Genomic DNA, 20,589 nt, shown 5'->3' on the forward strand with positions numbered 1-20,589 from the left:
CGGCGCTGTCAGGGATGTCGGCGCTGTCAGGGTTGTAGGTGTTGCCGGGATCGGGTTCGGTGTTGTCACAGGTGTTGCCCGGCCGTTCGATGTGTTGTCCGTTCGGGCCCTGGTGTCTCCCGTTGCCCTCGACCTCTGGCCGCGGCGGGGGCGGTCGGTCAGGATCTGTGCCATGACAGCTCTTCTTCCCCCGGCCCATCCGGACCTGGCCTGTGAGATCGTCCAGGTGCCCCACGGTGTCCGGCTGCTGTGCCCCGACGGCCGATCCTTCCTGCTGCGCGGCACCACCGTCGAGAAGCTGGTGGAGGGCCGCCTTCCCGATGCGATCCTGCAGACCATGGCCACCCTGGGTCTCGTGGTGGACCGAACGCCGATCACCGTGGCGGTGGTGGGTTCCGGCTCCCTGGCCGCCGCCGTCCGCGAGGCGGTCCAGTCGGTCTGCGGGGCACTGGTGGTGGAGTTGGGCGAGGGCACCGGTCGGCGCAGCTCCTCGGGACACTGGTCCATCCTGGCGGACCCGGGATCTCGGCTCAGCCCCGGCCTGACGGTGGTCTGCCCCCAAGACCCGCTGGGTCTGCGGGAGCCGGTGCAACTGTGTCAGGACCGCGGGATTCCGGTGGTGGTGGGCTGGGCAGGTACCTCCGGCGCCTGGTTGGGACCCGTCGCCCTGCCGACCCGACCGGGCTGCCAGGACTGCCTGGACACCGGAATGGCCCGGCGGGACCCGCTGTGGGCCCATACCGCAGCGGCTCTGGCAGGCTCGTCATCGGCGTGGGGGCCGCGCCAGTGGGTGGCCCAACAGATCTCCCGTCTGGTCGACCAGGGATCACGGGGAGCCGACTGGATCACACCCTCCTGGTCGTCCTGGACGAGCGAGCACCATCACACCGCAATCCTCGACCCGCTTCCCGACTGCCCGCGGTGCCGCCCGCACCGACACTCACCGGCCCCACGAGCAGCATGACCGGGACCCCCGACGCCGCCTCAGCTGCGCACCTCGTCGAGAGTGGCGAGCAGCTCGTCGGCGTACCGCTTGATCTTGCTGGGGCCGATCCCCGAGATCTGTCGCAGATCATCGGGTCCCGAGGGCATCTGCTCGGCCACGGCCAGCAGGGTGGCGTCGGTGAGCACCACGAAGGCGGGCACCTTGTCGCGGTGCGCACGGTCCAGCCGCCAGGCGCGAAGCCGGTCCACCACGGCCGGGTCGACGTCGACCTCGCAGGCCATGTGATGACCCAGTTTCCGGTCGGCGGCGGCGGTGAGGGGACCCCCGCAGACCCGGCAGTCCAGCAACTTGACAGTGCGGTGTCTGGCGGGTCGCCCCGAGGTCGACGTCGTGGCGGCGTCCGGGGTGCCCGGAAGCCCCTTGAGGTAGCGCGAGATGCCGTACCGGCCCTTGGCGGTGCTGTTGCGGGCGAAGGTGATGTACAGGTGCCGGCAGGCACGGGTCACCGCGACGTGAAGAAGGCGCCTCTCCTCGGCCAGTTCCTCGGGCCGGGTGGCCATCACGAAGGGCACCATCGCGTCCGAGACGCCGATCAACGCCACCCCGCGCCACTCCAGCCCCTTGGCGGCGTGCATCGTGGAGATCGTGACCCCGTCCACAGCCGGGGCCTGCTGCAGTGCGGCCGCCTGCTGGAAGGCCCGGTCGACATCGGCCAGACGGGCCTGGGAGTCCCCGGTCATCACCGTGCCGGCCAGGTCGTGGAGGGCCTGGAGAGACTCCCACCGCTGCCGCACGCTGCCCTGGCCCTCCGGGGCCTGGGCCGTCCAGCCCAGCCCGGCGAGCACCTCCTCGGCGTCCTGGAGTCCCAGGCCGGCCTCCCCCGGACCCTGCTCGACGCGCCGGGAGACCGCCGCCAGGGTCTGGCGAACCTCGGCACGGTCGTAGAACCTCTCGGCCCCCTTGATGAGGTAGGGGATCCCGGCCTCGGTGAGCGCGGTCTCCAGGGCCGGGGCCTGGGAGTTGACCCGGTGCAGCACGGCCAGATCTGCCCAGCCGATCCCCCTGCCGTGCAGCTCGCTCAGCCAGGCGGCCACCCCGGCGGCCTCCGCAACCTGGTCGGCGAAGGCTGCGAAGCGCGGCTGCGGGCCGTCCTCGGCCTGGGCGACGAGACGCACCCCCTGGTCCTCGCCGATCTGGTTGTCCTTCTTCCCGCCATGGTGCAGCACGGTGTTCGCCAGGGCCACGATCTGCGGGGTGGAGCGGTAGTTGCGCATCAGTTCTATCCGGGTGGCGCCGGGATGCTCGGCGAGGAAGCCGGTGAGGTACTCGGCCCTGGCTCCGGCGAAGGCGTGGATGGACTGGTGCGGGTCCCCCACCACGCACACGTCGTCGCGTCCCCCGAACCACAGCTCCAGCAGGGTGTGCTGGATCGGGGAGACGTCCTGGTACTCGTCGACCACGAAGTGGCGGTACTGGTCGTGCACCCGGGCGGCGATCTCGGGATGGTCGGTGAGCAGGCCGACCGCGCACAGCAGGATGTCGTCGAGATCGATCACCCCGGTCTCCCTCTTGACGGCCTCATATCCCGACAGCACCCGGCCCACGACCGCCGCCGAGGCCCCGGCGACGACTCGTCCCTCGGCCCTGGCCAGTGCCGGGTACTGCTCCGTTCCGACGTTGGAGACCTTGGCCCAGGAGACCTCGGCCGACAGGTCGCGCAGCAGGGCGGTGTCCACCCCCAGGCCGACTCTGCGGGAGGCCTCGGCGAGCATCCGGAACCGGGCGTCGGAGACTCGCGGCAACTCGCAGCCGTAGGCGCTCGGCCAGAAGTACCGCACCTGACGCAGTGCGGCCGAGTGGATGGTTCGCGCCTGCACTCCCCGCACTCCCAAGGCTGCGAGCCTGCCCCTCATCGTGCCGGCGGCCCGGGTGGTGAAGGTCACCGCCAGGGTCCGGTGCGGGTCGGCCCGCCCGGTGGCGGCCGCCCAGGCGATCCGGTGGGTGATCGCCCGCGTCTTGCCGGTCCCCGCCCCGGCCACCACGCAGACCGGGGCGCCGAAGGTGGTGGCGACCTGGCGCTGCTCGGGATCCAGGGCGTCGAGTATCCGGTCGGCAGTCTCATCGGGTGTCACGGGGTGAACACTAGGCGCGGCCCACGACGGTTTCCCAGCCCGCCGGGTCTGCGACGGTCCCACCGCCCCCGATCGGCAGTCCCTGCCGGACCCGGATGCAACGGCCCGTCGGGACCGGTCCACCGGGAGCGTGACGATATGGTCTGGCCAGGACGGGAGGCCAGCAGATGAGCACTCAGCGGAGCGCGACCGTGACGGTCGTCGACTCATGGGAGTGTGCCGTCCGGGAGGTCCTGGACGCCCTGCAGCCGCCCGCCGATCCCGACGTCGACCCCTTCCGGCTCCCTCTGCTGGTGGCTCCGTCGCGGGCCCACGGCCGGGCCATCGCCCAGCAGTTGGCCCTCCGCGACGGGATCGCGGCGGGCATCGGAGGGGTGACGCCGGCTCGGCTGCGCACCGATCTGGAGAGCCTGCTGCTGGGTCTGCACACCGCCGACGACCCCTGGCGCGGAGCGGCTCTGGCCCTGCGCATCGCCGGGGTCCTCGACGACGTCGATCAGCCGTGGGCGCTGCCGGTCCGCCAGCACCTGACCGCCCTGGTGACCAGTGGGGTGCCCAGTCCGGCCTGGGATCTTGCCAGGCGCACCGCCGCCGATCTCGAGACGGTGGCGGGGCAGTGGCCCCAGATCCTCACCAGCTGGGCCCGCGGAGAGGATGTCGACGCCGCCGGACGCCCGCTGGACCCGGCCCACGCCTGGTGGGCGCCGCTGTGGCGCAGGCTGCTGGACCAGGATCACGACGTCCCGGACCCCGCCCGCCGTCGCGACCTGCTGGCCGACGCCCTGGCCGATCCGTCGACCGTGCTGCCATGGTCGCGCTGCGCCTGGCTGACCGGACCCTCCAGCACCCCGGCCGATCGCGATCTGGCGGCGAACCTGGGACGGCGTCTCGGCTGCCGGGTGATCCATCTGGACACCGCCTGCCGCACTGTCGGGGACCAGACACTTCCCACCACCGATGGTGCCTGGGGATCCTTCAACCGCGTCAGGACAGCCTCCCGCACGGCCTGGCAGCGTCGCCTCGACGGCCAGCCGGCGACGACCGGTCCCCGTCCCGGCACCGGGTCCGACACCGGAGCGGATTCAGGACCCGATTCAGGCTCCGAGGAGGGACCGGGAGCGAGCGCAGGGGCGGGTGGCCCCACCACTCTGCTCGCGGCCCTGGTCGGCGGCTCGACCGGGGAACGACCCGCGCCCGACGGCACCGTGCGCATCCACGACTGCCACGGCCCGGACCGACAGGTCGAGGTGGTTCGCGACGTGCTGTGCGAGGCGATCGCCGAACTGCCCGGCCTGGAGCCGCGGGACATCGTCGTCGTCTGCCCCGATCCCCAGGTCGAGCAGATGCTGGCGGCCCTGGTCTGCCCGGCCGACCCGGCGGCCGAGGGCGCCCATCCGGCGCGCAGCCTGCGCGTTCAGGGTCCCGCCCACCAGACGACCAATCCGGTCGCCGAGGCGGTGGTGCGGGTGTTGGGACTGGGATCGGCCAGGGCCGGCGGTTCGGGACTGATCCAGCTGTGCGCCATGCCGGCGGTCGCACGGAGGTTCTCCTTCTCCCCCGACGAGCTCGCCGAGATCGCCCGGCTGGTCACCGATGCCGGGATCCGATGGGGGTTGGACGCCGGGTCGCGGGCCCGCGCCGGGCTGCCGCAGGTCCGGCAGTCGACCTGGCTGGCAGGGGTGGAGCGGATGCTGCTCGGGGCGGCGATGTCATCGACCCCGCCGGGATGGCTGGCCACCGTCACCCCGGTGGAGGGGGTCGGATCGGCCGACATCGACCTGGTCGGGCGGCTCGCCGAGCTCATCTCGCGGGTGCGGCGCGCCGTCCTGGACAGCACGCAGCCCGCCACCGTCGAGCAGTGGACCGGTCGGATCGCCCGGATGGTGGCCGAGCTCACCGCCTCACCAGCCGCCGGAGCCTGGCAGGGGCCGGCCACGGTCGGCACCCTGGCACGACTGGCCGCGGGCCCCGAGGTCCGACTGGGCGTCACCGAGGTCATCGCGCTGCTGGAGGATCGGGTCCCGGCGGCCCGACCCCCGATCTGGTTCGACGGCAGCACCCACGTGTGCGGACCGAGAGACCTGGACGGGATCGCCCACCGGGTCGTGATCCTGCTCGACCCCGACGGCGGCGGCGAGCCGCCCGACGAGCTGCGCGGGCTGCGCGATCCCGGCGATCCCGAGCGCGACCCCGGCGCCCTGGCCCGCCAGCTGCTGTTCGACGCGGTGGCCTCCGCCCGGCAGCGTCTGGTGGTGGTGCGGCAGGCCCACGACCCGGTGACCAACGCGCCGGTCCTTCCCGGCCCCTTCTCCGCCACCCTGGACGCCGCCATCGACCGGCTGGGCGTCGATGCGGCCGCCGTTCATCTCGACCACGGTCTGCAACCCTTCTCCCGCACGGAGTTCGACCCTGACCGGCAGCGCCGTAGTTTCGACCCGGCGTGTGCAGCCGGAGCCACCGCCTCGTGCCTGGCCCCCGGCGTCATCACCGCCGAACCGCGCATCGCCCCGCTGCTGCCGGCTCCCGCCTCGGTGGGCGCCGGCGTGTGGTCGCCCGCCGATCTCGCCGGTGTGCTGCTCAACCCGGCGAGGGCCCTGCTGCGCGCCCGGCTGGGCACCGACACCCGCAGCTGGCGCGAGGAGCCCGCCGACGAGCTCCCGCTGGACCTGGGGCCGCTGGACAGCTACGGGGTGCGCGCCCGGCTGCTGGCCGATCTGGAACGGGGCGCCAGTCCCGAGGACGCCCGGACCGCCGAGCGGCTGCGCGGTTCCACCCCGCCGGGCCGGATCGGCCTGGATGCGCTGGCCACCGAGCTCGACCGGGCCACCGCGATCCGGGCCACCGCCCAACGCGCCCGCGCGGCGGGCTCCGAGCAGCTGGTCGACGTCGATGTGGCGCTGTCCGGCGGCGATCTTCCTCCGCTGTCATGGCCCCAGGGCGCCCTCACCGAGCCGGATCGCCGGCTGCGGGTCGCCGGTCGGGTCCCGGTGTGGGGCGACGCGGTGGTGCACGCCAGTCCCTCGCGCGCCTCGGCCCGGGACCTGCTGAGGAGCTGGATCGAGCTGTTGTGCGTTGCGGACGGGCGGCCCGGCCAGTGGCGGGCTGTGCTGGCGTCGAACTCCCAGCCCTGGATCCTGGCGGCGCCCGACCCGCAGCGGGCCGCCGACCTGCTCGCCGGGCTCGCCCGACTGGCGTGGTGGTCGACACAGCAGCTGGTGCCCCTGCCGCTGCGCACGATGGCGGTGATCGGTGGCCTGACCCGCGGCCCCCGTGCCGAGTGGGCCACCGAGAGGTCCGGGGTGGGCGTCCAGTGGGCCCGTGAGTTCGACGACGACTGGGCCGTCTTCCTCGACGAGGACGAGCAGAGCCTCCGGGCCACCTGCCTGGCCCGCGGAACGACCGCGGAGGATCTTGGCCGGTGGCTCTTCGAACCCGTCCAGGCCGCCTCCGGTCGCCCTGCCGTCGGCTCTCCCGGGGGGTCTCGATGACGGACATCCCTCAGACGGGCCGACCCTTCGACATCACCGCCGACCTGCCCCACGGCACCACCCTTCTCCAGGCCAGTGCCGGCACCGGGAAGACCTGGGCGATCGCCGCTGTGGTGGCCCGCGCGGTCGCCTCCGGTCAGGTGAGCATGGACCGGGTGCTGCTGGTGACCTTCAACCGGTCGGCGGCGCGACAGCTGAGGTCGCGGGTCCACGCGAGACTGGTCTCGGCCCACCGGCTGCTCACCGGGGGGCGGGACGCCGCAGACGAACTGGACACCGTCCTGGCGTCGCGACCCGACGGCGAGCGCGCCCAGATGGCGGACCGGCTGCGGGCGGGTCTGGACGCCTTCGAGGACGCCACCATCACCACCACCCACGAGTTCGCCTCGAGGATGCTCGACGAGCTGGGGGTGCTGGCCGACCACGACCGGTCCTCACGGCTGCTGGCCGACGCGGGACCTCTCACCGACCAGGTGGCCGCCGACCTGTACCTGAGGGCGAATCTGGACCAGGACAGGCCGCCCTCCCCCGCACCCTCTCTTCGACTGGCCCGACAGGTCGCCGTCCAGTACCGCGAGGTGGAGATCGCAGAACCCTCGGGGACCCCCCGATCCCTGGACCGGACGCGGTGGGCCCGGGCGGTGCGGGCCGAGGTGGACCGGCGCAGCAGGGCTCAGGGCTGGCACACCTTCGACGACCTGATCGCCGACCTGGCCCACGCACTGGCCGATCCGGACCGCGGTCCGGCGGCGGTCCGGACGCTGTCGACGCGCTTCTGCCTGGTGATGGTCGACGAGTTCCAGGACACCGACCCGCTCCAGTGGGCGGCCCTCGACCTGGCTTTCCGGGGCAGGGTCGACCTGTGGCTGATCGGCGACCCCAAGCAGTCCATCTACGCCTTCCGGGGAGCCGACATCCACTCCTACCTGGAGGCCACCGAACGGGTCGACCGGGTGCTGGCGCTGAGGGTCAACAGGCGCGCCGACCAGCCGGTGGTGGCCGGCATCTCGCACCTCTTCGGCCCGGCCCTGCTGGGCGACTCCAGGATCCGCCTGGAACCGGTGGAGGCCTGGCACACCGGCAGCCGGCTGGGATGCCGGGCCACCGATGGACACCGCTACAGCTGGGAGCGACCGGTTCAGCTGCGCTGCATCCGGTCAGAGCGGGGCTCGATGGACGGTGCCACCGCCGACCGGCGGATCGCCGAGGACCTGGCCAACCAGGTGGTGATGATGCTGGAGGGAGGCTCCACCTGGACCGATGACGACGGCCGGGTGCGTCCCCTGAGCGCCCCCGACATCGCCGTTCTGGTGCGCACCCGACGGCGGGGTTCCCAGATCCGGGCGGCGCTGGCCTCGGTCGGCCAGCCGGCCGTCTTCAGCGGGGACGAGTCGGTGTGGAGCAGTGCCGCCACCGCGGACCTGATCGACCTGCTGGACGCTCTGTCGCGACCCGAACCGGCGGTGATGGCACGACTGGCCCTGTCGCCACTGGGTGGGGGTCGTCCCGAGGAGATGGTGCGTCCCGACTCACGGGTCAGGCCCGATCTCGCGGTGTCGATCGGATCGTGGGCCCGGCGCTGGGACCAGCTGGGCCCCTGGGGGCTGGTCGACGAGGCGGTGCGACGACCCGGGGTGATGCCCTCGATGCTCTCCGATCCTCGCGGCGAGCGGTATCTCACCGACCTGCGCCAGGCGGCCCAGTTGTCGGCCACCGAGTCCCGGGACCGGGCGGACGGCTCCCTAGCCGGCCCCGAGGGAGCCGGCCGGCCAGGCCCGGCCGAGCTCGCCGGGTGGCTGCGGGACCAACGGGACTCGGCCTCGGTGGAGTCCCCGCGACGCCTGGAGACCGATCGGCGGGCGGTGACGATCATGACCATTCATCAGGCCAAGGGGCTGGGTTTCCCGGTCGTCCTGCTGCCCGACGCGGCCCGCAGCTGGCCCATGAGGGACAGGGACGAGCCGCTGGTCTGGCATGACGGGGCCCGACGGGTCCTCGACCTGGGAGGAGGCCAGGGCCACCGCCGGGAGCAGGCGTGGGAGTCGCATCTGGCCGACCAGCGGGCCGAGGACCTGCGCACCCTCTACGTCGGACTCACCCGGGCCCGGTCCGCCCTGCGGCTGTGGTGGGCCCCGGACCGGCGACAGCACCGTGGTTCGCCGCTGCACCGGCTGCTCGCCTTCGACCACCTGTCGGTGCAGACCCCCGGCCCCGGCCAGCAGGACGTCGATCCGGCCCGGCTGAGCTGGCTCGATCCCTCCCTCATCGAGGTGGCCCAGGTGCCTCGCCAGATGCTGCTGACCCGCCATGACCGGGCGGCGGAGTCCGCGGTGGCGGCTCCTCGCAGCCTGGACCGACGGATCGACCGCTCCTGGGGACGCACCTCCTACTCCGGTCTGACGGACGGTCTGCACACCTTCGGTGTCGATCCCCGGGCCAGTGGTGCGGACCGACCGGCAGGCACCGATGAGCCGCAGGAGGCCGAGACCTCGACGCAGACGACCGAGGCCATCGGCGGGCAGGACCCGGGGTCGGGGCTGTGCGCGATGCCCGGCGGAACCGCCTTCGGCACCCTGGTGCACGCCATTCTGGAGCGGGTCCGTCCGGTCGGCGAGGGGCTGTCCGCCGATGTTGCGGACCAGACCTCGGCGGCTCTGGCCCAGACCCCCCTTCCGGGGGTGAGCCCCGAGGATCTCGCCCGGGGCCTGGTCGACGTGATGCGCACCCCGCTGGGCGAGCTCACCTCGGGCCTGAGACTGTGCGACATCGGCGAGGGGAACCGGCTCGCCGAGCTCGGCTTCGAGTTGGCGATGGCGCCCGACTCCCGGCACGCCTCGGTGCTGGCCGACATCGCGGCCGCCCTGAACGACCCCGGTCTGGTGTCCCCCGAGGATCCGCTGGCCGACTACGGACGCGTGCTGGCCGACTCCCCCGCCTCCGACCGGGTCCTGGCCGGATTCCTCACCGGCTCCCTGGACGCCGTGCTGAGACTGCCCGACCAGCGCCATGTCGTCGTCGACTACAAGACGAACCGGGTCCCGCTGCCTCCCGGGGAGTCGCTGGAGCCTCGGCACTACGGCCACGCGACGATGACGCAGATGATGATCGACTCGCACTATCCCCTCCAGGCGATCCTCTACAGCGCCGCGCTGCACCGCTTCCTGGCGGCCCGACTGCCCGGGTACGATCCCGCGCGCCACCTCGGCGGGGTGGGCTATCTGTTCGTCCGGGGAATGACCGGCGACACCCCTGCACCGGCAGCCCCGGTGCTGGGCGGCTCTGTTCAGGGCAGCTCAACCTCGGGCAGCTCGCTCCAGGGCGACTCGGCCCGGGACACCCCCACCGGGGTGTTCAGCTGGTACCCCCGCCCCGAGCTGGTGGTGCGGGTCTCCGAGCTGCTGTGGCGCAGCAGCCCCGATCGCACCGACTCGCCCTCGGCTGCTCAGGAGGGCCGCCATGACTGACCTGGTCTCGATCTCGGCCACCGGCCTTCCAGGCCGGTTCGCCCTGGCCGGCGTCCTCAGCCCGGCCGACATCCACCTGGCGCGACTGCTCTGCCGCGGCTGCGGGGAGTCCGACGAACGGGTCGAGCTGGCAGCCGCACTGACCTGCCGCCAGGTCCGGCTCGGATCGGTGCAGATGGATCCGACCGAGATCGCCGCCCAGATCACACGGCAGATGCTGGACCCTGCCGTGGTGGCCTCGGCCGGCCCCGAGGAACTGGCAGCCATCGAGGTCTTCAGGTCCCTTGACTGGCCCGATCCCACCGACTGGCTGGCACGGCTGGAGGACAGTCCGGCGGTGGCCCACCGCGACTCGCCGGTCAACCGGCGCGGCCTGCGACTGGACTCCGGCCTGGTCTATCTGGAGCGCTACTGGCAGGCCGAGCAGCAGGTGGCGCTGCTCACCGCCCGGCTGGCCGCCGACCGGCCAGAGATCTCCCCCGCCACCGCGCAGGCCGCCCTGGACACCGTCGCCGCCGCCCTGGACGGCGCCGGAATCGTCCTCGACCCCGCCCAGGCCCAGGCTGCGCTGCGGGTCTGCGACCGTCGTCTCAGCGTGCTCGCGGGAGGTCCGGGAACCGGCAAGACCACCGCGGTGTGCGCCGTGCTGGCCGTGCTCAAGGCCGCCGATCCGGGGTTGGGTCCGATCAGTCTGGCCGCCCCCAGCGGGAAGGCCGCCGCCCGGCTGCGCGACGCCGTCGCCGAGGTCGGCGCGCTGCTGCCCCCCGAGGTGGGCCCGGGGCCGCTGGAGGCGACCACCGTGCACGCCCTGCTGGGGTCGATGGGCCCGGGCCGCGGGTTCCGCCACGACCGCAACGATCCGCTGCCCTGCTCCCTAGTGGTCATCGACGAGACCTCGATGCTGTCCCTGCCGATGACCGCCAGACTGCTGGAGGCCGTCGGACCCGGAACCCGGGTGCTGCTGGTCGGGGATCCCGGCCAGCTGGTCTCGGTGGATGCCGGCTCGGTGCTGGCCGATGTGGTGGCCTCGGCCCCCCACCTGGGTCCCGATGTGCTTCCGGTGACCACCCTCACCCGCAACCACCGCTCCGGAGGAGCCATCGCCGAGCTGTCCGAGGCGGTCCGCCGGGGCCGCACCGATGAGGTCATCAGGGTGCTGGACGCCGGCGACGAGTCGGTCCGGTTCGTGGCGGAGGACCCCGCCGCGCTGAGCCTGGCCGACCTTCCCGATGTCCACGCCGAGATCACCTCGCTGGCGAGCCGGATGACCCGTCTGGCGGGAGAGCAGGATGACGCCGGGGCCCTGGAACTGGTCGACGAGCACCGGCTGCTGTGCGCCCATCGGCAGGGCCCCTACGGAGTGAGTCGGTGGTCCGAGGAGATGGCCGCCGCCGAACGGGCCGGCCGGGCCTCGACCGACCCGAGCGAGCGCGCCCGCACCCGGGGCGAGTGGTCGATCGGACAACCGGTGATCGTCAACCAGAACATGCGCCAGCTCGAGGTGAACAACGGCGACTGCGGGGTGGTGGTGGCCGAGCGGCCGGTGCCGATGGTCGCGCTCCCGAGCCCCGGCGGGACGAGTCGGCGTCTGCCCTGCTCCCTGGTGGGTTCGCTGCGACCGCTCGAGGCGCTGACGGTCCACAAGGCCCAGGGCTCCCAGTTCGGCCGGGTGACCGTGGTGCTGCCGCCGCCCGAGTCGCCACTGCTCACCCGCGAGCTGCTCTACACGGCGATCACCAGGGCCAGACGTCGTCTGGTCCTAGTGGGAACCCGCGAGTCGGTGGTCCGGGCGGTGTCCCAGACCTCGCGGCGCCAGTCCGGTCTCACCCGACGCTGGCGTGAACTCGGCGACCTGCACCAGATCCCCGACACGCCCTGAGCGCAACCCTGGGTGTCACTCGACGCCCCGGTGCCCGGGTGCCCGGGTGCCCGGGTGCCCGGCCACCGGGCACCAACGGGTTACAGGCTCAACGGAACGCTGAGGTCGGTGCCGGACTCGGGAGACGGGAGCCGGTTGTCCAACCAGCCGTCCACCATCGACCTGGCGATCGACATCGGGGTCGGCAGGATCAGCCCTCCCCCGGCAACCAGGTCCCGCACCTGGTCGCGGGAGTAGAAGCGGGCCTCGTCGAGCTCGTGGTCGCCGTCGCTGATGGTGCCCTCGGCACGAGCCACATAGCCCAGCATGAGAGACCGCGGGAAGGGCCACGGCTGGGAGGAGAGGTAGCGCGCGGCGGTGACCCGCAGCCCAGTCTCCTCGGCGACCTCGCGCACCAGGGCGTGCTCGGCGGCCTCCCCCGCCTCCACGAATCCGGCGAGCACCGAGACCCGTCCGGGCGCCCAGCTCGGCTGTCGTCCCAGGGCGATCCGGTCCTGTCGGTCCAGGACCGCCGAGATCACCGCCGGATCGGTGCGGGGGAAGACCTCCCGACCGCAGGCGGTGCACACCCGGGTGGGACCTCCCGAGGTGAGCCGGGTGGTCCCGTGGCAGGAGGGGCACATCGGCTGGGACTCCGCCCAGTGGAGGAAGGCCAGTCCGGCCCACACGATCTCGCGGGCGACCGGGCCGAGCCGAAGGCTGCGCAGTGGCGCGATCTGCTGGCCGGCGGCGGCCCTCGGGGTGTCGCGGGTGATGAACCACGGTCGGCCCTGCACCACACCGATGAGCAGCTGACGCTGGTCGTCGCGCTCACCGCTGGTCGGCGTCGGGGCCAGTCGGACGGTGTCCTCGGGGGTGGCACCGGGCAGCACCGCCACCTCGTCGTGGGCTCCGACGCTCAGCAGCAGGGCCCCGGGGTCGGCCCACCGGGCGGCATTGGCGAGCGGGTCGTCACGGTCGGCGTGGCACCGGTCGATGAGGGGCTCTCCGATGAAGGGTCTCGAGGCAGAAGTCACCCGGTCGACTCTAGTTCGCACCGGCGGGGACGCGGACATCGTCCGGAAGGGGTTGCGGTGCGGCGGGCGCGGCCCGCAGCACCTGAGGGCGCCGACGGGCCCCGGCATCCTGCCGGGGCCCGTCGGCGCTGTGGGTCGGGGTGGTTCAGATCACCGGACGAACCGCCTTGTAGAAGGGCATCGTCGAGAGCTTGACCTTGGCGACCGGGCGTCCGGGCCGCGAGGCGTGGATGACATAGCCCTTGCCGACATAGGTCGCCACATGTCCGCCGCCGTAGAAGCCGACGATGTCGCCGGGCTGAAGGGCGGACTTGGGCACCGACTTGTAGGCGGACAGCTGGGCGTAGCTGGTGCGGGTGATGCCGCGACCGGCCGACTTGTAGGCGGCCATCGTCAGCCCCGAGCAGTCGAAGGCGGACGGGCCGACCGCTCCGCTACGGTAGGGCTTGCCCAGCTTGCGGTTGGCGTAGGCGACCACCTTGGCGGCCTTGCCCGCCGTGCTGACCAGCTTCGGCCGTCCGGCGCGCAGCGCCTTGACAGTCTGCTGGTCGAACTTGCCGGTGACCTTGATGGCGCGCTCGCGCTGGTAGCTCTGGAGTCGCGCCCTGGTGGTGGAGTTGAAGGTGCCGGTGAGCGGCTTGATCGGGTAACCAACCTGAACAAGTGCACGCTGAAGGTTAAGAATCGAGGAGGACGTGGGCTTGGCCGGATTGGCCCGGTTGGCCCAGTACTTCGAGCAGCTCACGGTCCCCTTGCTCGGCATGCAGGGCACCGAACGGGCCTGTGCGGCGGGGCTGGAGGTGAGGGCCAACCCCACACCGAGGCTGATTGCGGCGGCGGTAGCAGCGATGCGGTTGCGCAGCATGGTCATGGGTCGAACTCCTGATCGAGGTCCGCACAACAGGGCCATTGCTGACCACAGGTCATCACCGGAAAAGCAGCTGAGTCGCGCGGGCCGCACTGAGGTGCGACAGCGACGACAGTACGTGAATGAGACTTTTTCAGGCAAGTCTCAGCTTCATGTTCGCTCCCAGCTGCTGCACGGATCCCCTGTCAGTCGTCCTGTCAGGTGTCCTGCCGGGCGGGTGCCGACTCGCCGGACAGAACCCTCGCCAGCTCCTCCATCGACAGCAGCGGGTGGGCCTCCACGGTCTGGTTGGCGCCGACGTGGTGGAAGACGGCGCGGACCCGCTGCGGATCGACCCCGGTGGCTCCCGCCCAGGCGAGCCGGTAGACCGACAGCTGGAGCGGGTCGGCACTGTCGGGGGCCGAGGTCTTCCAGTCGACGACCACCTGCTCCCCGGGACGGTCGGGATCGGCCAGCACGGCGTCCAACCGTCCACGGATCACCCGTCCGGCGACGGTGAGGGTGAATGGCTCCTCGATCGCCAGCGGTCGTGCATCGGCCCAGCGACTGGCGAGGAAGGCGCGCTGCAGTCTGGCCAGCACCGGATCGTCGGGGCCTCCCGAGACGCCCGGGTCGAGCGGTGCTCCGCCCTCGTCGAGCAGGGCCAGCGGCTCCTGTCCGCCGGGCTGCAGGTAGTCGGCCACCCACTCGTGGAAGCGGGTGCCGATGTCGGCCCCGCGCAGCACTCGACGCGGCATCGGGCGGCGCACCGAGTCAAGGAAGGCCCGGCGATCGGCATGGAGGGCCACCACCTGGGATGTCGTGAGGCCCAGGGGCAGATCGGGCCGGGACCGGAGCGCGGCCTGCCGTCGGGCTGCGGCCAGCAGGATGGCGGCGTCGCGGCGCCAGCCGGCGACCAGTTGCGCCTCCTGCGGGTCATCGGGAAGACCGGCGGGAGCACCCCGTCCGGCGCCGACCCTGGCCGCCAGGTCGGTGAGTCGGTCGGCGCGGTCGGGGTCGACCGGCTCGGGCCAGTCTGTTCCGGTAGGGCCGCCGGTGGCTGTCGGGGTGTCCTCGTCCTCGGGGGGCCGAACCGCCTCCAGTCCCCAGCCGGCCATCCGGGTCGCCACCGCCTCGGCATAGCGTCCTGCCACTCGTGGTCTGACGGCCGGTGGACGCCAGCGGTGCCAGGACACCACGAGCCGGTCCCGCGCCCGTGTCAGGGCCACGTAGCCGAGTCTGTCCTCGGCTCCTCGCGACTCCTGACCCAGTGCGTCCTTGTAGGCAGCCAGGTCCTCGCGGGCACCGGACTGCGGCTGGGCGACCTGGTCGGCGTCGCCGCGCACCGCCGAGGGCAGCACGGTGGCCCGTGTCACCGGGTTGTCGGGGGGCATCGAGGAGGGAAAGACGCCGTCATCGAGGTCGGGCAGCATCACCAGTGGCCACTCCAGGCCCTTGGCACCGTGGACCGTGCTGATCACCACGGCGTCCGAACTCTCGGGCAGACTGCGGGCCAGGCCGTCCCCGAACTCCTCCTCGGCCGCCAGCCAGGCGGTGAGACCGGGCAGGGTGAGGTCGGGATCGTCGCGCAGCGCGGAGTGGATCTCCGACCACAGTGCGTCCAGATGCCCCTGCCTGGCACGGGCCCGGGCCGGCTCGTCGGCGGCCAGCTCGTCGGCCAGGCCGGTGACCTGCTGGATCCGCAGCACGAGATCATCGGGTCCGTCGACGGCGTGGGCACTGAGGACCCGGGTCTCGGAGGCCAGTCGCGCCAGCCCCGCGGACAACCGTCCGGACTCCGACAGCCGTCCGGGCTCGGCCACCGCATCGGCCAGCAGCGGCTGGGGCCGGTCGAGTCCGATGGCCGCGGGCGAGCCGTCCCCGGGCAGGCCGCGGTCCTCCGCCGCCCTGGTCCTGGCCAGCTCGCCGGCCCGCCTCCCCACGGCGGCGAGATCGTCGGGGGACAGTCCGAGCCGGGGGGCCGCCAGCAGCGCTGACCAGGCCTGGTTGTCCCGCCTGTCGGCCAGCACTCGCAGATGGGCGACGACCATCACGACGTCGGGCAGTTGGAGCAGCCCCGACAGGTTGGCGATCTGGACGGGGATCTGGCGGTTCACCAGGGCGGCGTGCAGGTCGGCGACGTCGCCGTTCCGGCGCACCAGGACGGCGGCCTGCGACCACGAGTCGATCTGGCCGCGCGCCCGCGCCTCGACCAGCTGGTCGGCCACCCAGGCGCACTCCTCGGTCCAGCTGAGATGGCCGTGGCAGACCACCTCGCCGGGCCGGGTGCCGACCGGAGCGACCAGTGCCCCAACTCTTCCTGCGATCTCCCCCGACTCCCTGAGCTCGGCCGAGATGTCATTGGCGCAGTCCAGGATGCGGGTGCCGGAACGACGGTTGGTGAGCAGGCTGAACTCCTGGGCGGGTCGGGTCTGTCCGGTCCGGTCGAGAATCGGGAACTGTCGGGAGAACCCGAGGATGTTGCTGGCGGCGGCGCCCCGCCAGCCGTAGATGGCCTGAAGGGGATCGCCGACCGCGGTGACCGGGTGGCCGAGACCGCTGTCGGGGTCGGGCCCGGTGAACAGGTCGGACAGCAGCTGGGCCTGGGCCGAGGAGGTGTCCTGGTACTCGTCGAGCAGGACCACTCGGAAGCGCCGACGCAGGTCCCGTCCGACCTGGCTGCGACGACCCGCCAGATGGGCTGCCTGGGCCATCCGGTCGGCGTACTCGACCAGCCCTCGCTCCTGCTTGAGGCGCCGGTAGGCCTCGACCATCCCCAGCATCTCCTCGCGCTCGTCGACGGTGTCCATCGCCCGGGCGACGTCGGCGTAGATCTGCCCCCCGCGTCTGGTGGGAGCCTCGGCCAGGGCGGCGCGCCAGGACCGGTCGGCGGAGCGCACCCGGTCGACGTCGACCAGGTGAGATCCCATCTGCCCGGACAGCGAGACGATGGCGGTGGCGATCGACATGGGGGTGAGCCGGTCGGCCATCCGCGGGGGATGGTCCAGACCCGTCACCACCTCGAGGGCGAGCTGGTGGCACCGGGCCTTGAGAATGAGACGGTCCCCGGTCTCGATCCCGTCCCAGGCCCCGTACTCGTCGACCAGGGAGGCGGCGAACCCGTCATAGGTGGAGACGGTGGCAGACGGGTCCCCGGTCTCCATGATCCCGGCCTTGGCCAGTGCCGTGTCGATCCTGCCGGCGAGCTCGGCGCAGGCCTTCCGGGTGAAGGTGAGTCCCAGCACCTGGTCGGCCGCGACCTGCCCGGAGGCCACCAACCACACCACCCGGGCTGCCATCACGGTGGTCTTGCCGGTTCCCGCCCCGGCGATGACGACGCAGGGGTGCAGGGGCGCCCCGATCACCGCGAGCTGTTCCTCGGAGAAGGGGATGTCGAGCAGCTCGCCGACCTGTCGGGCAGTGGTGATCATCGGTTCTCCTGACGGCCGGTGGCGGAGTGTCCGGTCGGAGCATCGCGGCCGGCGGTGGTCCCGGGGACGACGTCCTCCGGGGGGACCAGGGCGGGGCAGCCGTCGCGCACCGGGCAGAACGAACAGCCCGGGTTGGGCACCGCCGGGAACCGGCCGGACCGCACGATGGTGGCCGCGTCGTTGATGCGGGCATGAATCCAGTCGGTGAGCCGCTCATCGGCCGGGCGGTCCTCCCCCGGCGGCCAGGGCGCGTCGGCCAGGGCGGGCTGACGCACCACCTTGGGCTCGACGCCGCCTCGTCCGGCCCCCCGGCGCAGGTAGACCAGTTCGGCGCCGCCGACCGGCACCGGCGCCGGGTCGGGCAGGCCGGCCACCCCGCCCGCCGTCAGGACCGCCTGGTAGACGCCGACCTGGAGCAGGTGGGAGCGCTGCGACTGGGCCGAACTGCTGGTGCCTGCCTTGAGGTCGACCACCACCAGCCGGCCGGCCTGGTCACGCTCCAGGCGATCGATGCTGCCGCGGAACCGCACCCGAGCGGCCGGCAGGTCGAAGGTGTGTTCGAATCCGACCTCGGTGCCGATCAGGGTGCCGGGCCGTCCGTCGAGCCACCGGTCGAGCCGGTCCAGGGCCTGTTCGGCACCCTGCTCCTCGACCGACGACTGCCATCCGATCTGGAAGTCCAGCCGGGTCCAGCTGTCCCGAAGGCGCTCCACCGCCCGGTCCAGCGACCAGCCCTGAGCCATCGTCTCGGCGGCCACCTGGTGGACCAGTGAGCCCACCGCGGCGCGCGGACCGCGCACCGAGGCGGCCCCGCCGCGCCGGGTGAGGAACCACTGCCGGGGGCAGCTGAGCAGTTCTCCGACATGGGAGGCCGACAGGTTCACGATCACCGGCTCGGGGGTGGCCGGCCCCGGCCCCTCCGCGGGCCCGCGGCCCCAGCCGGACCGCCACCAGCGACCCGGATCGGCCTGGCCGACCCCCTGGGCGGCCAGCTGTGCGAGGACACCCCCGGCATGCTCGCGCACCGCCGGTGAGGAGTCTGGGCTGAGTGCGGCTCGACGCAGCCTCCCGACCAGGTCGGCCATCCTGGTGGCCGGCTGCTCCCCGGTCGCCGGGGGAACTTGTGCCCCCTGGGCCAGGGTCTGCGCGATCTCGGTGAAGAAGGGCGAGGCGGTAATGCCGGCATTGATGTCCGAGACGCAGACCAGCACCAGCAGATCGCTCGCCCGGGAGCAGGCCAGCAACAGCAGTCTTCGCTCTGCGCGAACAGTCTCGGGCCACCCAGGGGGTGGGACCAGCCCCTCGGGAGACCACTGGTCGGCCGCCACCAGGGAGCCGGTGTGATTGGGGGCGGGCCAGCTCCCCTCCTCCAGGCCGGTCACCGCCACCACCGTGAACTCGCGACCCTTGGCACGGTGGGCGGTGATGAGGCTCACCCCGGTCCGGTCGTGGTCGGACTCGCGGCTGCGGTCCGCAGGGATCGTCTCCTCGCGCACCGAGCGCACCAGACGCCTGGCACCGGCCGCTCCGGAGAGGGTGGCGGTGCGCTCGGCCAGATCGAACAGCGAGCACATCGCGTCGAGCTCCCGATCGGCGGTGAGATCACCGGCGAGGGCTCGGTCGCGCAGTTCGGCGGCCCATCTCCCGCCTCCCCACAGGGTCCACAACGCCTCGTGGACCTCGCCGCCGGCGGCGAGCCTGCTGGCGGCGGCGGTGATCCGGCGGACCATCTCGGCGGCAGGTCGCACGGCGCGCACCAGACCCGGGGGCGGTGTGTCCGGGCCGATCATCGAGCACGCGGACGGGTCCGGCGGAGCAGCCGAGTCGCCGCCCGGGGAGTCGGCACCCGGGTCGTTGGGCAGAGTTGCGTTGGGCAGACTTGCGGAGGGCAGAGTTGCGGAGAGCAGACTTGCGGAGGGCAGAGTTGCGGAGAGCAGAGTTCCGGTGAGCACGGTCCAGTCCCCCGACTCGATCCCGCGAATCCTCGACCAGTCGTCGATCCGGTCGCAGACGGCCTGGTCGAGCCCCGACATCGGCCCCCGCAGCAGTGCCGAGGTGGTCCCGGACCCCGGGGTACGGCCGTCGGCCAGAGTGGCGCAGGCGGTGAGGGCGGCGAGCATCACCTGGACCGAGTGGACACCCGACAGGGTGGTCTCCTCCTTGCTCCGGTGCACCGGCACCCCCTCGGAGGCCAGCACGGCGGCGAGCGCGGCCAGTTCCGACCCGTGCCGGGTGATGACGGCCATCGCGGACCAGTCCACCCCGCCCGCCAGATGGGCCCGGCGCAGATCCCCGGCCAGCAGTCGCGCGGCTCGGGCGGTCGAGGGCGCCACGATGGTGCGCACCCCGGCCTCGGACACCTGTTCGGGATGCCGGCCCTGATCTGCGGCGACCACGGTGGAGCGGCGACGCAGCAGCGGGGAGGCCGGCACCAGGGGCAGCCGACCCCTGATCTGCTCGACGACGTCATGGACCGTGCCGGCGCAGCGGTGGTCGGTGCCCAGGTGGTGGACCGACACGTCGGGGAACAGACCGAGCAGTTCGGGCAGCCGATCCGGAACCGCGCCGCGGAACTCGAAGGCGGTCTGATCGGGATCCAGCGCGAGCAGAGTCGGTACACCGCTGCCGGCGAGGGAGGCCAGCAGGGCGGCCTGGGAGGGATCGCACTCGCCGAACTCATCGACCACCAGCAATGAGATGGATGCGGTCACCGCCGCCAGCACCTCGGGGCGGGTGAGCAGGATCCTCGCCCGATGGACCGCCTCGGCGTAGTCGAGGGTCTGCTCCAGGTCCAGCACGTCCAGATAGTCCGACAGGAACGGCCCGAGCACCCGCCAGGCCTCCACATCGTCGCGCTCACCCAGCCGGGACAGGTCGCTGGGGTCGCAGCCCTCCTGGCGCAGTGCCGCCGCCAGCACTCTCAGGTCGGAGGCGAACCTGGCGGTGCCGGCGCTGGCCCGCAGGTACTCCGGCCAGCCGGACAGGTCTGTTCCGGCCAGCAGTTCGCGGATCCGGAACTCCTGCTCGGGGGCCGTCAGCAGGGCGAGGGATCGACCCGCGTGGTCGGCAAGGATCCGGGCGGCCAGGGCGTGCACGGTGGTCACCCTGGGGGCCAGATGGGCGCCGCCGACCCGCGACAGCAGGGCATTGCGCAGGTCCTGGGCGGCCGCACGGCTGTGGGTGAGCAGCACCGCCCGGTCCAGCCGGCCGCCCTCCTCGAGATGACCTGCGACCCGCTCCAGGCAGACGGTGGTGCGCCCGGTGCCGGGGCCGCCGAGCACCACTACGGTGCCGTGCCGGTCGGCCAGCGCCTCCGCCTGGTCGGGATCGGCCGTCAGTCGCACCGCCTCATTCACGCTCATGACCCCCATCACACCACCGACCAC

9 protein-coding genes are annotated in these 20,589 nt (G+C 72.8%); 4 read left to right on the forward strand and 5 right to left on the reverse strand.

Annotated features, from left to right (window positions below; genetic code table 11):
- Positions 1-172 precede the first annotated feature (172 nt).
- A complete protein-coding gene (locus H590_RS0109035; RefSeq protein ID WP_028703298.1) occupies positions 173-964 on the forward strand; it encodes a hypothetical protein in 792 nt (263 codons plus the stop codon).
- A gap of 20 nt (positions 965-984) precedes the next feature.
- On the opposite strand, the gene H590_RS0109040 is transcribed toward H590_RS0109035, so the two are convergent.
- The gene (locus H590_RS0109040; RefSeq protein WP_028703299.1) at positions 985-3,078 is read right to left on the reverse strand and encodes an ATP-dependent DNA helicase UvrD2; all 2,094 of its coding nucleotides are present in this window, start codon (positions 3,076-3,078) and stop codon (positions 985-987) included.
- A 167-nt stretch (positions 3,079-3,245) separates the two neighbouring features.
- Between H590_RS0109040 and H590_RS17940 the strand changes: the two genes are divergently transcribed.
- From H590_RS17940 to recD, 3 genes are read left to right on the forward strand one after another with little or no spacing between them, the layout of a single operon-like run.
- Complete coding sequence (locus tag H590_RS17940) at positions 3,246-6,566, forward strand: exodeoxyribonuclease V subunit gamma (RefSeq protein ID WP_084149400.1); 3,321 nt, start codon at positions 3,246-3,248, stop codon at positions 6,564-6,566.
- Entirely contained in the window at positions 6,563-10,030 is a 3,468-nt protein-coding gene (locus H590_RS15855; RefSeq protein ID WP_084149405.1) for a UvrD-helicase domain-containing protein, read from the forward strand. Before H590_RS17940 ends, H590_RS15855 begins: the two co-directional genes overlap by 4 nt.
- The gene (recD, locus tag H590_RS15860) at positions 10,023-11,909 is read left to right on the forward strand and encodes an exodeoxyribonuclease V subunit alpha (RefSeq protein WP_051238364.1); all 1,887 of its coding nucleotides are present in this window, start codon (positions 10,023-10,025) and stop codon (positions 11,907-11,909) included. The genes H590_RS15855 and recD overlap by 8 nt, the downstream gene beginning before the upstream one ends.
- Positions 11,910-11,989: 80 nt before the next feature.
- Here the strand turns inward: recD and nudC are convergent, their stop codons facing one another.
- The 4 genes from nudC to H590_RS15870 form a co-directional block, all read right to left on the reverse strand.
- Entirely contained in the window at positions 11,990-12,925 is a 936-nt protein-coding gene (nudC, locus tag H590_RS0109060) for an NAD(+) diphosphatase (RefSeq protein WP_414973638.1), read from the reverse strand.
- Positions 12,926-13,070: 145 nt separating this feature from the next.
- The gene (locus tag H590_RS17340; RefSeq protein WP_051238367.1) at positions 13,071-13,796 is read right to left on the reverse strand and encodes a C40 family peptidase; all 726 of its coding nucleotides are present in this window, start codon (positions 13,794-13,796) and stop codon (positions 13,071-13,073) included.
- Between the two features lie 194 nt (positions 13,797-13,990).
- Positions 13,991-17,203 carry an ATP-dependent helicase gene (locus tag H590_RS0109070; RefSeq protein ID WP_028703302.1) on the reverse strand — a complete coding sequence of 1,071 codons (3,213 nt, stop codon included), beginning with the start codon at positions 17,201-17,203 and terminating at the stop codon, positions 13,991-13,993.
- A complete protein-coding gene (locus tag H590_RS15870) occupies positions 17,200-20,565 on the reverse strand; it encodes an ATP-dependent DNA helicase (protein ID WP_084149406.1) in 3,366 nt (1,121 codons plus the stop codon). Before H590_RS15870 ends, H590_RS0109070 begins: the two co-directional genes overlap by 4 nt.
- Positions 20,566-20,589 lie beyond the last annotated feature (24 nt).

The sequence above is a fragment of the Acidipropionibacterium jensenii DSM 20535 genome, assembly GCF_000425285.1.
Classification (GTDB): Bacteria; Actinomycetota; Actinomycetes; order Propionibacteriales; family Propionibacteriaceae; genus Acidipropionibacterium; species Acidipropionibacterium jensenii.